The organism is Lentzea sp. NPDC004789 (genome assembly GCF_053601075.1).
On record NZ_JBSGBE010000032.1, the window covers coordinates 35,002 to 48,370 of the forward strand.

At 72.8% G+C, this 13,369-nt stretch carries 9 protein-coding genes; 3 read left to right on the forward strand and 6 right to left on the reverse strand.

The features are described 5' to 3' along the window. Positions 1-125: 125 nt before the first annotated feature. Genes ACWEIJ_RS42650 through ACWEIJ_RS42660 form a run of 3 tightly spaced genes read right to left on the reverse strand, consistent with a single transcriptional unit; the run spans position 126 to position 7,812 of the window. Positions 126-2,825, reverse strand: a complete 2,700-nt coding sequence (locus tag ACWEIJ_RS42650; RefSeq protein ID WP_449843003.1) for an AAA family ATPase — start codon at positions 2,823-2,825, stop codon at positions 126-128. Further along, the gene (locus ACWEIJ_RS42655; protein WP_449843004.1) at positions 2,822-5,179 is read right to left on the reverse strand and encodes a hypothetical protein; all 2,358 of its coding nucleotides are present in this window, start codon (positions 5,177-5,179) and stop codon (positions 2,822-2,824) included. The genes ACWEIJ_RS42650 and ACWEIJ_RS42655 overlap by 4 nt, the downstream gene beginning before the upstream one ends. Further along, entirely contained in the window at positions 5,176-7,812 is a 2,637-nt protein-coding gene (locus ACWEIJ_RS42660) for an AAA family ATPase (RefSeq protein ID WP_449843005.1), read from the reverse strand. The genes ACWEIJ_RS42655 and ACWEIJ_RS42660 overlap by 4 nt, the downstream gene beginning before the upstream one ends. 433 nt (positions 7,813-8,245) lie before the next feature. Between ACWEIJ_RS42660 and ACWEIJ_RS42665 the strand changes: the two genes are divergently transcribed. The 3 genes from ACWEIJ_RS42665 to ACWEIJ_RS42675 all read left to right on the forward strand — a co-directional run bounded on the left by ACWEIJ_RS42665 (position 8,246) and on the right by ACWEIJ_RS42675 (position 10,009). Next, positions 8,246-8,644, forward strand: coding sequence for a hypothetical protein (locus ACWEIJ_RS42665; protein ID WP_449843006.1), 399 nt, complete (start codon positions 8,246-8,248; stop codon positions 8,642-8,644). 12 nt (positions 8,645-8,656) lie between these two features. Beyond that, the gene (locus ACWEIJ_RS42670) at positions 8,657-8,899 is read left to right on the forward strand and encodes a hypothetical protein (RefSeq protein WP_449843007.1); all 243 of its coding nucleotides are present in this window, start codon (positions 8,657-8,659) and stop codon (positions 8,897-8,899) included. Between the two features lie 207 nt (positions 8,900-9,106). Beyond that, complete coding sequence (locus tag ACWEIJ_RS42675) at positions 9,107-10,009, forward strand: cellulose binding domain-containing protein (protein ID WP_449843008.1); 903 nt, start codon at positions 9,107-9,109, stop codon at positions 10,007-10,009. A 3-nt stretch (positions 10,010-10,012) separates the two neighbouring features. On the opposite strand, the gene ACWEIJ_RS42680 is transcribed toward ACWEIJ_RS42675, so the two are convergent. From ACWEIJ_RS42680 to ACWEIJ_RS42690, 3 genes are all read right to left on the reverse strand, one after another. After that, positions 10,013-10,666, reverse strand: coding sequence for a polysaccharide deacetylase family protein (locus ACWEIJ_RS42680; protein WP_449843009.1), 654 nt, complete (start codon positions 10,664-10,666; stop codon positions 10,013-10,015). A 207-nt stretch (positions 10,667-10,873) separates the two neighbouring features. Then, entirely contained in the window at positions 10,874-12,646 is a 1,773-nt protein-coding gene (ggt, locus tag ACWEIJ_RS42685; protein WP_449843010.1) for a gamma-glutamyltransferase, read from the reverse strand. A gap of 59 nt (positions 12,647-12,705) precedes the next feature. Beyond that, positions 12,706-13,368, reverse strand: coding sequence for a TetR/AcrR family transcriptional regulator (locus tag ACWEIJ_RS42690; RefSeq protein WP_449843011.1), 663 nt, complete (start codon positions 13,366-13,368; stop codon positions 12,706-12,708). Position 13,369 lies beyond the last annotated feature (1 nt).

Here is a 13,369-nt window from a genome sequence, read left to right on the forward strand (position 1 = left end):
GTGCAAAATCACACGGAGTGATGGTACGGGTCGGACATCCCGGACAGATCACCCCTGAAAGAGCTGCTCAGCGCAACACATTCGTCGAATTGCATCGATACCGCCGCACCGGCGATCACGCACGGTCACTGCCCGTCGAGCGGGACCGTACCGCTCTGGAGCGCCGAGGCCAGCTCAGACCGTCCCCGCAGGCCGAGCTTGCGGTAGGTGTTGGTGAGGTGTTTCTCGACCGCGCGGGACGAGACGGCCAGCAATTCCGCGATTTCCGGGTTCGAGCGACCGCTCGCCGCCAGCATTGCGACCTTCTGCTCCGACCTGGTCAGTTTTCCGCCGACCGGAACGGGCGTACCGACGACGAGTGCGGTGCGAGCTTGTTGCGCGATTTGCCGGGCACCGATCTCGTCGGCCATCGCGAGACAGGACCGCCAGGCAGCGGGATCGTCGGTGAGTTCGGCCTGCCGGCGCAGGGCGTGCACGAGTTCGAGCCGGTGCGCGGACGACCGGAGCGTCTCCACCGCGCGCTGGGTCAGCTGCCGCCCGCGTTCGCCACCGACGACCTGCCCCAGCACGCGCAACGCCCTGCCGATGCCCGAGGGCGCGCCCCATTCCTCGGCGGTCAGCCGTTCCTCCTCGGCCAGCGCGATCGCGTCGCCGGTGTTGCCGAGCTTGAGCTGCACGAGCGCGAGCGAGGAACGCCACGGGAACAGCACCGGGTTGCGCCAGCCCGCCCGGTCCAGCCGCGCGCCGCAGTCGGTCAGGATCACCGACGCCGCCTCGAACCGGCCGCCCAGGATCTCGGTCTGCGCGCGGAGCAGGCCGATCACCGCGGCGAGACACGGATCCGCGGGCTCCGCCTCCACCGCGGCGAGCACCTGGTCGACGAGAGCGGGGTCGTCGAGCTGCAGTGCGACGGCACCGAACACGACCGCGGTGAAGGTGCCGACCGCACCCCAGTTCCACGCGCCGAGCCCGAAGGCACCGGCCGCGGCCGTCGCCGCCTCGGCCACGCGTCCGTTGACCAGGTGGACCAGTGCCTGCTCGGTGCGGATCATCGCCTGTTCGACGACATCGCCCCGCTGCCGCGCGGTGCCGAGCGCCCGGTCGAGCCAGTCCCCGACCGCTCCCGCCGAGTCGGCCGCGGCCAGTGCGGTGACCAGCAGGGGTGCTGTTCCGGCCGAGTGCGCCGACGAGGCGGGCTCCCGCGCCAGCAGCCGTTCGGCCAGTTCCGCCACCCGGCGGGCGGGCACCCGCACCGCGGCCAGCGTCGCCGCGTTGACCAGCACCGACAGCAGCTCCCGTGCGGCCGCGCTCTCGTTGCGCTCCGCCGGCAGCTCGTCCAGCCGGGCGCAGGCCCTGGTGAGCTGCGAGATCTCCGTCCTGCGGACGAACCGCAGTCTTGCTTCCAGCCGCAACGCGAGGTCGCGGTCGACGCCGTCCAGCCGTTCCGCGGGGCCGAACTCCTCGACGACCTCGCGCAGCACGGAGACGATGGTCTCCGGCGCGTCTCCCATGACCGCGGGCGTGAGCCTGATCAACGCGGCCGCGCGTTGCCGCGGTCCGGGGAACAACCCGACCGCGTACGAGACCGTGCGCACCGCCGCGCGCACGTCCAGCAGCCGTTCGGCGTTCGCGAGATCGACCAGCACGGTGGCGCGGTCCTCGCCGTCGGCCGAGGTGTCGAGCAACGCGCGCCGCAGGTACGCGACGGCCGTCTCCGGTGCGCCGCGCCGCAGTGCGACGTGGGCGGCGTCCCGCAGCGCCTCCACCGCCCAGGCCCCCTGGGGCACGGAGATCGCGAGCAGCTGCCCGGCCACCGACTCCGCGGGTTTGCCGAGATCGTGCAGCAGGCGCACGGCACGCAGGTGGAGCTCGTCGCGTTCGGCGGCGGTGGTCAGGTCGTGGACCGCCTCCCGTGCGACGGGGTGCGCGAAGTCGTTGCCGGAGAACAGTCCCAGCCTGCCCAGGCCGCGCACCGCCTGGGCACGGGACGGCTCGTCGAGGCCGGCGAGCGCGCTCACCACGTCCGGTTCGGCGGACTCCCCCAGCACCGCCGCGGCCGTGAGCAACCGGCGGACCGGCTCCGGCTGGGCGCGCAGGCAGGCGACGATCCGTTCCCTGGCCAGGGACGGGCGCAACGCGCGCACGAGGTCCGCGTTCGCCGCCACCGGTGGCCGTCCGTCGACGGCCCAGGCCAGCGCGAGCGCGGTGAGCAGCAGGGGGTTGCCCCCGGTCGCCGCGTGGCAGGCGAGCGTGAACGACTGGTCGCACGCGCGGCCCAGCCTCGCCCGCAGGAGTTTCGCGGCACCGGACGGGCTCAGGGGTTCCGGGCAGAGGCGCAGTGCGGCCGCCGTGAGGATCGACGCCACCACCGGGTCGTCCGCGAGCGGGTCTCCTTCGCGCACCGTCACCACCAGCACCGCGCCGAGGTGACGCACGCGGCGGGCCAGCGCTTCGAGCGCGACCGCCGACCGGTGGTCGGCCCACTGCAGGTCGTCCACCAGCAGGAGCACCGGCCGCGTCCGGCCGAGGTCGCGCACGAGGCCGTGCAGTTCCCGGGCGTCGTCGTCAGGCCCCCCGTGGTGGCCTTCGAGCAGCTGGCGGAGCACCCCGCGGGAGTGCCCCTGCTCCATCAACGTCGCCGAGGCGTACCACACGGAGAACGAATCGGCCGCGGGATGGCGGGACAACGCGCGCAACAACGCGGTCTTGCCGTTGCCCAAAGGGCCTGTCAGCACGACGACACCGCCGACGCCGTCACGTGCCTGCTGGAGCAGCCTGCTCATCCGGCGCAGCTCACCGTCGCGTTCGAGCAGCACACCGGTCATGCGCCAGGCTCCCAGCCGAGCCCGCGCGCCCTGCCGACCAGCGGAGCCGACCTGCACAGCACGGCGATCTCGCCCGCCTCCTTCAGCCCGGCGCCGAGGCCGGTGGCCTGGGCGAGGTCGAGCAGCGCGGTCGCCCGCAGCAGCCGGAACGGTGAACCGGCGAGCAGCTCGGCGGCGCGGTGCAGGTGCTCCTCCCCGCCGATCACCGCCGCACAGGTCAGGTGCGCCCTCGCCACGGTGCTGGGCGCGCCCCAGCGCTCGGCGAGCGCGAGTTCCTGCGCGCACATCGCGGCAGCGCGCTCGTGCTCGCCGCTCACGCTCAGCGCCACCGCGGCGACCGACCGCCAGGGCAGTGCGGCCGGGTTCACCCACTGCCGCGACAACATCCAGCGACCGCACTCGTCCGCTCGTGCCGCGGCCTCGAAGGGATCACCGGTCACCAGGGCGAGCACGGCGCAGGCGAAGGTGAAGAACGTCCGCGCGTAGCCGAACCCGATCCAGTCGCCGGTCAAACTCGCCCGCAACGCGATCGCCCGGTCGAAGTGCCCGCGCTCGATGCTCACCAGGACGTCCGCCGCGACCATGATGGGCCGCACGTCCGGATGCAGGTTCCGCAGCGGGTACCCGGACAGGGCCTCCTCCAGGTCCGCCGCGGCCGCGTCCAGCTCCCCCACCATCGCGCGCACCTTCGCCCGCATCAGCAGCGCCTGCGGCACCACCGCGGTCAGCCGCTTCGCCCTGGCCTGTTCCACGACGGCGTCCAGACCGGCGACGGCCTCGACCACGTCGTCGGCGGCGGCCAGCGCGAGACACGCGAACAGCCGGGAGCTGAGCAGCGTGGCGGGCGCGGTCAGCGCGAGGTTCGCGAGCGACCGCGTCCGCGTGCGGTCGACGCCCCGCGACGCGCACATCCACGCCGCGATGCCGGCCCGGTCGGGGTTGTCGCAGGCGGCGGGCGGTTCCGCGAGGTCGAGCACGCCCAGCTCCGGCATCTCGAAGGGGGCGTCGTCGGCGATCCAGTACAGCGCCGTGACGGAGTCGTGGTCACCGCTCTCCGACCGCACCGCGCCGAGGGTGCGCCTGAGCAACCCGTGGTCACCGCGTCCCCACAGCTGGTCGGCAGCCGCCAGCCGGACGTCCGCGCACTCCGGCGGCTGGGTTTCGAGCAGCATCCTGGCGAGCCTGCGGTCCGCGGCGACCGGTGCGACTTCGCACTCCGCCACGGCGAGCTCCAGCACGAGCTCCGCGCGCACGACCGGCGTGAGGGGTTCGGCCAGCGCGCGGCGCAGGTGTCCGGCGGCCTCGGCTGGACGTCTCTCGCGTGCCACGGCGCGCAGCAGCGGCACCACCCACGGCTCGTTCACCGGCGGAGCGCCCGCCAGCAGCCGTGCCACCTCGGACGGGACGACGGCGCACCGGTGCCCCAGCCGTGCCGCTCGCAGGTGAAGGTCGTCCCGTGCCTGGGCGGGCATGCCCTCCAGCACCCGTGCCGCGGAGATGCCCGGAAGCAGTCGCGGCTTCTCGGCGTCCGTGACGAGTCCGGCGCACACGAGCAGTTCGAGAGCACGGCCGAGCGAGAGCGTCCGCAGCCCGGCCAGCACTCCCATCAGGCCCACCGGGAACGACGGCCCGCACACCGCGATCACCCGCAGCAGCCCGGCCGCCTCCGCCGGCAGCGAGCGGACGGTCCGCCGCGTGACGGCGGCGAACACGTCGGCCACCGCGTCGCCGCCGTGCCTCAGCGTCTCCTCGTCGCACCGGTCGAGCAGAGGGCACAGCACCGAGAGGCGGCCGCCCGTGTGCCGGTGCAGAGCCTCGACGAGCTCCTCGTCCGGTTCCCGGCCGAACCTCCTGGCCGCCAGCGCCGAGATGCCGTCGCGGCCGAGCGGCCGCAGCGGGACGGTCGTGGCGCCGGGCAACACCGGCCGGGAGGTGTCCGCGACGACCACGACCGCGATCGGCGCCCGCACGGCTCGTCCGGCCAGGGCGTCGAGCCACGCGCGCGACTCGGCGTCGAGCAGCTCCCCGTCGTCGACGGCGACCAGCAGGGGCGTGGTGCGGGCCAGTTCCACGAGGTGGCCGATGGCCGCCGAACCGCGTTCGTCGCGGTGCAACTGCGACATCAGCTCTGTCAGCACGCCACCGGTCGTCGCCTCGCACTCGCCGGCGGCGGTGAGCACGGTGGCGCCGCTGCGCCGGGCGAGCAGCACCGCGTGGTCGAGCACCGCGGTACGGCCCGTGCCGCGGTGCCCGCAGATCTCCAGCACCGACGACCGGCCGGACGCCAGCATCCGCACCGACCGTTCGAGCACGGCGAGCGCGGAGTCCCGCTCGACGAGCGCGTCCCGGTTCACCGCAGCTCCGCCGCGAGCTCGGCGCGGGTCTGGGCACCCAGTTTGCGGTAGGCGTTCGACAGGTGGCTCTCCACCGTGTGGATCGTGACGTACAGCTTCTCGGCGATCTCCCGGTTCGTCAGCCCGTCCGCGGCGAGCGAGGCGACCCTGCGCTCGGCGACGGTCAGCGCGTCCTTGGGCGAGGCGTGGATCGCGCTCATCCGGCCACCGGCGGACGTCAGCAGCGCGTGCGGCCTGATCGCGAACCGGCTCGCGCCGCAGCGCACCGCGATGTCGATCGACGCACGCAGGTGCTTGCGAGCCGCCTTGTCGTGCCCTGTGCGGATCAGCACGCGCCCCAGCGCGGCCAGCGCCCTGGACTCGTCCAGCTGCGCGCCCGCCACACCGAACTCGACCACCGCCTGTTCCAGCGTCTCGACGTCGTCGGTGGTCAGCCCGGTCGCGTACAAGGCATATCCCCGCGCCACCGGGGTGTTCCAGCGCCGCGCGGCCTCCGCACCGCGTTCGGCGACCTCGGCCGCCTCGGTGTACCGGTCCATCCGCACCAGCACGGTGACCACGTGCAGCCACCACGGGATCAGCACCGGGTTGTGCACACCCATCGACTCGAACTCGCGACCGCACCGCAGCAGCACCTCGATCGCCGCGTCGCCTTCGCCGCGGTTCCACAACCAGAGAGCTTTGGCGTCCATCGCCCAGCCGTGCTCGACCGGATCCCGCGGGGCGCCCAGCCGGTTCAGGATCTGCTCGGTCTGGTCGACCTCACCACGCCGCACGAGCGCCGACGCCAGCACGGTCGATGCGGCGAAGTCCCCGTCGGCGCCCGCGATCGCCAGCGCGGCACGGGCGTCGCGTTCCGCGGCGGGCAGCTCCCCCGCCTCGAACGCCAGAGCCGCGCGCACGGCGAGCGCGATCTTCCGGGTCTGGGTGTCGCCACGGGCCTGTCCGGCGGCGATGATCTCGTCCGCGAGGGTCATGGCCTCGGTGCGCTCGCCGCAGAAGTGCAACGACGTGACCGTGAAGACGTCCCAGAAGTCTCGTGCGCCACCGGGTGCCGGCAACGCGGAGCGGACGTGGGCGAGCGCGGTGGGCAGCGACTCACCGCGCAGCACCTCGGCCCGCGCGAGCTGCTGCACCAGCCTGCGGCCGCCTTCGGCCCTGCCCTCCGGTGGCGTGATCGTGCGCGCCAGGTCCAGCGCCCGGCGCACGGTCCGCGCGGCACCGAACCCGTTGACCAGCGCGACCGCCTCGATCTGGGCGCGCAGCTCGGGATCGGCCGCCGGCTCTCCTTCCGCGAGGTAGCCGGCGAGCAACCCGAACGCCTCCGGCTCGCGTCCCGCCCGCAGCGCTGACGCTCCACAGTGGACCGCGACCGACGCCCGGACGGCGGGCTCGGTGACGTCGGAGAGGAGCTCGGCGTAGACGTCCATCGCCGCCGAAGGATCGACCACCCGCAGCTTCGCCGCCAGTTCAAGCCGCGTCTCGACGTGGCCGGGCACGGCGTTCAGCACCCGGCGGAGGTGGCTGATCGCCACCTCCGGGCTCAGCGTGCCCTCCCGCGCCGCGCCGCGCAGTGCGCAGAACATCCACACCTCGGTCAGCTCGGGTAGCTGCGCGACCAGTTCGGCGACCTCCTCCTGCGGACGGCCCTCGTCCGAGAGCAGCCTCGCCGCCCGCACGCGCAGCGCGTCCTGGTCCACGGCGGCGAGCAGTCGCTCGCGCAGCACGGCCGACCGGAACCGTCCCTGCGGGGTGAGAGCGCCGAGCGCCGTGAGCTCCGCGCACACCGAGGCGGCCGTGGCCGCGGAGATCCCCGCGAGCGCCGCCGTGCTCGCGGGCTCGGTGCTGCCGAGCACCGCCACGGCCGTGGCGTAGGCGCGCGTGGACTCCGGCTGGTCTTCGAGCCAGGCGAGATGCCAGGCGGCCGACTCCGCCGCGACGTCGGGCGGCGCGCCGAGCGCCCGGAACTTCTCCGCCCACGCCAGGGTGACGGCCGGCAGCCCGGCCGTCGACTCCAGCGCGGCGCGGACGAGCTCCGGCGCGGGCTCGGAGCCGCACTCCCGCCGCAGCAGCTCCGTCACGTCGGACTCGTCGAGCGGCCCCAGGTCGACGGTCGTGGTGTCCAGTGCGCCGGTGAGATCCGCGAACAGCGTCTCGGCGGCGACGCGCTCAGAACACCGGTGGACGAGGACCACGTACACCCGCGGCTCGGGAACGCGCCGCGCGAGCGCACTCAGCCAGCGCGCGGTGGCGCTGTCGCAGCGGTGCGCGTCTTCGAGGACGAGCACCACCGGCCGGTCCGCGGTGCGCCTGGCCACCAGATCGTTCAGCGCGTGCCGCCGTGCGTACTCGTCACCCGCCTCGGGTACGACCGCGCCCAGCAGGTCCTCCGCGGTGGCGAAGTCCTCGCCGCCGCGGCAGGTGGTCACGAGCACGTCCGCGGCTTCGCGTACCTCCTCGCGCAGCCGCCCGACGACCGCTGACTTCCCGATGCCGCGCGGTCCGCGCAGGTGGAGCAGCCCCATCCGGCCGCGGGCGGCGTCGTGCACGCCCGCCGCCGCCTGTGCCAGCGCCCGCGCGCGGCCGCCGGGGCGCCCGGCCGAGAGCTGCTCGCCGGCCTCCGACCGCACCATCCGCGACTCCCTGGTCGGGCACATCTGTCGAACGGGAAACAGGTTACTGAACAAGTGTTGGAGCGCTTCGACACCGACGTTCGTGTCGGGCCGCCGCCCGTGGGGAACCGGCTGCGCACCGACCGCGGCGACGGGCCGAAACAAAGCCCGCAGCTTCGGTACCGCCGCCACCACCAATTGAGGTCGGTGACGCAACCGGCCCTGCGCCGGGATCGGGGCCCCAGGCGCAGGACCGAGTGTTGCTCACGATCCGTGCACGGCGTCGCCGTGCGGAGGAAAACCCGAACCGATCGGAAAAATCGCCGGTGCCGCCCGCGTTCTTCGCACACCTCGGCCGCAGATCCAGGAAGTTCCCGCCGATGGCGCTCGTTTTGATGCGAACACTATTACTCGCCCTTTACCTTGGCGGCGTAGATCGCGGGGAGGAACACGCATGACCAGGTGGGTCGTCTACGCACTCGCGGTGGCGTGCACCGTGACCGCGTTGTTGGTGCCGTGGACGCACTACGGCGACATCGAGTTCGGGTTGACCCGGCTGCCCGGCTGGCCGAACTACCTCGCCGGCGTGGTCGTGCTGCACGCGTGCACGTGGTGGCGGCTCGCCATCGGACGGATCGCCGCCCTGGCGGGTGGCGTGGTCGCGCTGGCCATGACCGTCGTGCTGATGGTCCGTTCCGGCGACGCCACCGCCCTGTTCGACGGGCCGGTACCCGCGGTCGTGCCGGGGCTCGGCCCCGGCTGGATCTTCGCGGTCGCGGGCGTGCTGCTCAACGGCGGGCTGGTCGTCGGACTGCCGGTCACCGCGCCTCGGGCGCGGGTCGACGTTCTCTGATCGGGGCAGATCATGCGCAGTGCGGTTCTATGTGGACTTCTGGTCACCGCGGCACTTTCCCTCGCCACTCCGGCGAGCGCCCAGCCGCTGGTGTCGGTGGGTGATGTGACGGTGGGCGACGTGACGGTGGCGCCGGTGGTGGTGATCGGGGACGTCGACGTCTTCGAGGACGTGCTGGAGCACGTCAACATCGCCGCGCTGTGGAGCAGGGCTTCCTCACTCGTGACGGAGGGTGAGCAGTTGCTCCATCCGTGAAACCGCAGCAGCAGCACGACGCCCGGCCTCACCTCAATTCCCCGTCTCGTCGTCGAATTTCGATTCGAAAGGCGCTGGACGCGTCCGCGCAGGATTACCCGGACGGTTCTTTCCGCATTTGGCGGAAGCTCCTAGCCTACTGAGACTCAAATCAGCCGTTCGGGTGAACGTCTTTGGTTCGTTCGCCGGGGAATTCTGGGGCGCAGAATGAGACGACCGCGTGGTTCCGTCGATGTCAGAGCCGGGTGGGTGGCGGTCGCCACCGTTGCCCTGATCGGCGCCGCGAGCGCGTGCGGTGGCGGCGAGCCGCCCGCGCGGTCCCTGGCCACGACGCAGCCGCCGGAGTTCCCCACCATCGTCGATCCGCCCACGGCCCAGGACCTCGCGCCGACCGTCCGGAAGGTCGTCGACGTGCGGACGGTCCAGCTCTCCGACGGCCAGGAGATCACCGTGAAGGGGCTTGCCGCGCCCGACGAGTGCTGGCGAGACGCCGCCACGACGTTCGCGCGGACCATGCTGCTCGACAAGCCCGTCGACACGACGCCGGCCGGGTCGCTGCGGCTGGCGGACGGCACCGACTACGCGGTCATCGCCGTCGAGCTCGGCATGGTGCGCAGCGAGACGACCGACGACCGTTTGCTGCAGGAGGCGGAGAAGAACGCCGCCGCCAAGCACCTCGGCCGGTGGGGGCCGCCCTGCACCCAGCCGGGCACCCAGCCGGGCACCCGCGCACCGGCGCCCGCTCCGACCCCCGCCGCGCGCACCACGACCCCGGCGCCGAAGCCCGTCACCGGCTGTTCGGTCGCCTACCGCGTCACGAACAGCTGGCCGGGCGGCTTCCGCACCGACGTGACCATCGGGAACACCGGCAACACCGAGATCAACGGCTGGACGCTCAAGTGGACGTTCGCCAACGGCCAGACCGTGTCGGAGATGTGGAACGCGACCCCGAAGCAGACCGGCGGTGACGTGTTCGCCACCGCCGTGTCGTACAACCAGGTGATCCGTCCGGGCGAGACGTTGCTGATGGGGTTCACCGGCGGCAGCGGCAACACCAACACCGACCCGCGCGCGTTCACCCTCAACGGGCACGCGTGCACCCTTGCCTGAGGATCAGCTCGGCGCCACGGCCCTGCCGGTCTGCGGGGAGATCATGCCGGCGCACAGGCCGTGGCTCGCCAGCACCCGCGCGATGCCCGGGATCGCGGAGATCGTGTTCGCCGGCCAGTCGTGCATGAGGATGACCTGGCCGTTGGTGAGCCTGCCGTTGGCCTGCACGATCGCGTCGACGCTCGCGTTGTTCCAGTCCTGCGAGTCGACGTCCCAGATGATCTGCCGCAGCCCGTACTGGGACGCGACGGACTGCACCGTCGAGTTGGTCTCGCCGTAGGGCGGCCGGAACAGCTTCGGCGTGCCGCCACCCGCGGCCGCGATCGCCTGCTGGGTGCGGGAGATCTCCGAGTCGACCTGCGCCCGGCTCAGCTGGGTCAGGTGCGGGTGCGTGTAGCTGTGGTTGCCGACCCACATGCCGGCGCTGACCTGCGCGCGGACCAGCGCCGGGGACGAGGCGGCGAACCTGCCCTCGTTGAACATCGTGGCGCGCAGGCCGTTCTGCCTGAGGGCGTTGAGCAGGTTCTGCGTCGTGGACGACGGGCCGTCGTCGAACGTGAGCCCGACGTACCCGGTGCAGGCGGCGGCCTGTGCCGGACCGGCGCCGATCACGCTCGCCGCCAGCATCGCGGCGGTGACGAGGAGTTTGGCGTGCACGGTTCCTCCCTCAATTCGCTGTGTGCTCACAACGCAGCGGGCGGAAACTGCGGAATTGCGCAGGACCACTGTATCGAGCTTGACAAGGTCGGGGAATTCGCAGGAATTCGACCACGATTTCGAACGGCCGGCCGCGGGAATTCGACTGTTCGAATGCCGCGGCAGGCGGGACCTCGGCGTCGACCGCCTGCCGCGACACGATCCGGGTCAGCCCTCGTGCACCACGCGGGCCGCGCCACCGCCACGCCGGACCGGCTCGGCGAGCGCACGCCAGCGGCCGTCGGGCAGGCGTTCGATCGCGGTCGCCGCGCCGATGTCGGCCACCTGGCTGAACTGGTGGCCGATCCCCCGCAGCCCCTCGGCCTGCGCAGAGGCGAGGAACGCCGCCTCCGCGGGCGTCACGGCGGAGTTGCGCTGCGAGACCCGCGGTGCCTTGATCGCGTCGAGCAGCGAGAGCTTGCGGTCGATGTGCAGCGTGAGGATCTGGGCGACGGTGGTGATGATCGTCGCGCCGCCGGGCGAACCGACGACGAAGGCCAGCTTGCCGTGGTCGAGCACGATGGTCGGCGCCATCGAGGACCGGGACCGCTTGCCGGGGCCGGGCAGGTTGGGGTCCGGTACGCCGGGCGTGACGGGGACGAAGCTGAAGTCGGTCAGCTCGTTGTTGAGCAGGAAGCCGCGACCGGGCACGACGATGGCGCTGCCGCCCTCCGCCTCGATGGTGTAGGTGTAGCTCACCGCGTTGCCCCAGCGGTCGGTGACCACCAGGTGCGTGGTGTTCTCCGCGTCCTGGCGGGTGGGCGAGGCCTGGGCGGCGGTGGCGCACGGCCGCGGGTTGCGCGGGTCACCGGCCGCGACCGGCGCGGGCAGCACGGCGTTCGGCCTGATCAGGCACGCCCGGCTGTCGGCGAAGCGCTGGGACAGCAGCTCGGCGGTCGGCACGTCCGAGTAGCGCGGGTCGCCGACCCAGCGGTTGCGGTCGGCGAAGGCCAGCTTCGTCGACTCGATGAAGCGGTGCAGGTGCTCGACGTCGGAGACCTTGGAGAGATCCGTGGACTCCAGGATGTTCAGCGCCTCGCCGACGGTGGTGCCGCCGCCCGACGACGGGCCCATGCTGTAGACGTCCAGGCCGCGGTAGCCGACACGGGTCGGTTCCCGTTCCTCGACGCGGTAGCGCGCCAGGTCGAGGAGGTCCATCCTGCCGGGACGCACGTTGCGCGTGGAGCCCGGCACGACCGGTGGGTGCTGCACGGTGCGGACGACGTCCTGGCCGATCGCGCCGCCGTGCAGGGACAGCAGCCCGGTGTCCGCCAGCTCGCGGTAGGTGTCGGCGAGCTGGGGGTTGCGGAACACGCTGCCGACCGCGGGCGGTTGCCCGCCGGGCAGGAACAGCTCGCGGGTGGAGGTGAAGTCCGCGAACCGCGCGGCGTTGTTCCTGATTTGCGTGTTGAAGGTCTGGTCGACGACGAAACCGCGCCGTGCCAGCGCTTCCGCGGGTGCCATCGCGTCACGCAGACCGATCGTGCCCCACCTGTTCAGCGCCTGCTGCCAGGTCCTCGGCGCGCCCGGCACGCCGACGGCCAGGCCGCTGGTCATGGCCTCGGCGAACGGCAGCGGCTTGCCGTTCTCCACGAACAGGTTCTCGTCCGCCGCCCGCGGTGCCGTCTCCCGGCCGTCCAACGTGGACACGCGTCCGGTGCGGGCGTCGTAGTACACGAAGTACCCGCCGCCACCGATGCCCGCGGAGAACGGGTCGGTCACCCCGAGGGCGGCCGCGGTGGCGACGGCGGCGTCCACCGCGTTGCCACCGCGCCGCAGCACGTCGACGCCGACCTGCGAGGCGTCCGGGTCCACACTGGACACCGCGCCGCCGTTCCCGGTCGCTTCGGGAACCCTTGGCGCGGCACCGATGTCGGCCTGGGCGGCAGGCGCCAGGGACACCGCGGTGAGCAACAGAGCCAAACCTGTCCGTAGCAACATGGCTCTCTACTACCGCAGGCTCCCGGCGGGGCGACAGGAACTTGAGGAAGACCTGAGGTTCAGGCTCGCAGCCGGCGAAGCCCGTCGACGATCAGCTCCAGGCCGAAGGTGAACTCGTCCTGCAGCGGCACCGGCAGCGAGCCCGCGACCGCGAGCGTGGCCGGGAAGTCGGCCGGCGACAGGCCGCTCAGGTGCGCCGACATCCGCTCGCGCTCGACGTCGTCGCCCGGTCCGGTGAGCTGGGTCGCGAAGCCGAGGACGTAACGCGCGAGCGTGGCGTAGGCGCGTGCCGCGAGGTCCGGCGCGAACCCGCCGCCGAGCAGGACGGCCAGGCAGCGTTCGCGCAACACCATCGCGTTCGGCCCGGCGGGCGTCTGTTCGACCAGCAGGGGCGCGATGTTCGGATGCCTGCCCAGCGTGTCGAACATGGCCCTGGTGACGGCCTGGCAGGCCTGCTCCCAGCCCATCTCCTCCAACGCCCGCAGGTCGAGCTCGACCTCGCCGAACACGCGGTCGATCACGTGGTTGACCAGGGCCGCCCGGTTGGCGAAGTGGCGGTAGAGCGTGGCCGTCCCCGACTCGAGCCGTTGCGCGAGGGTCCGCATCGACAGGGCGTCGGCGCCTTCGTCGTCGACGATCCGCAGCGCGGTGGCGAGGATGCGGTCCAGCGGGACAGCGGGACGGCCGGGAGACCGGCGGGCGGCGGAGGACGAACTGGTCACG

Excerpts from the sequence above, each read along its gene's own strand:
- ACWEIJ_RS42650 (WP_449843003.1), bottom strand. The coding sequence starts at position 2,825 with ATGACCGGTGTGCTGCTCGAACGCGACGGTGAGCTGCGCCGGATGAGC.
- ACWEIJ_RS42675 (WP_449843008.1), top strand. The coding sequence starts at position 9,107 with ATGAGACGACCGCGTGGTTCCGTCGATGTCAGAGCCGGGTGGGTGGCG.
- ACWEIJ_RS42670 (WP_449843007.1), top strand. The coding sequence starts at position 8,657 with ATGCGCAGTGCGGTTCTATGTGGACTTCTGGTCACCGCGGCACTTTCC.
- ggt (WP_449843010.1), bottom strand. The coding sequence starts at position 12,646 with ATGTTGCTACGGACAGGTTTGGCTCTGTTGCTCACCGCGGTGTCCCTG.
- ACWEIJ_RS42665 (WP_449843006.1), top strand. The coding sequence starts at position 8,246 with ATGACCAGGTGGGTCGTCTACGCACTCGCGGTGGCGTGCACCGTGACC.
- ACWEIJ_RS42660 (WP_449843005.1), bottom strand. The coding sequence starts at position 7,812 with ATGGTGCGGTCGGAGGCCGGCGAGCAGCTCTCGGCCGGGCGCCCCGGC.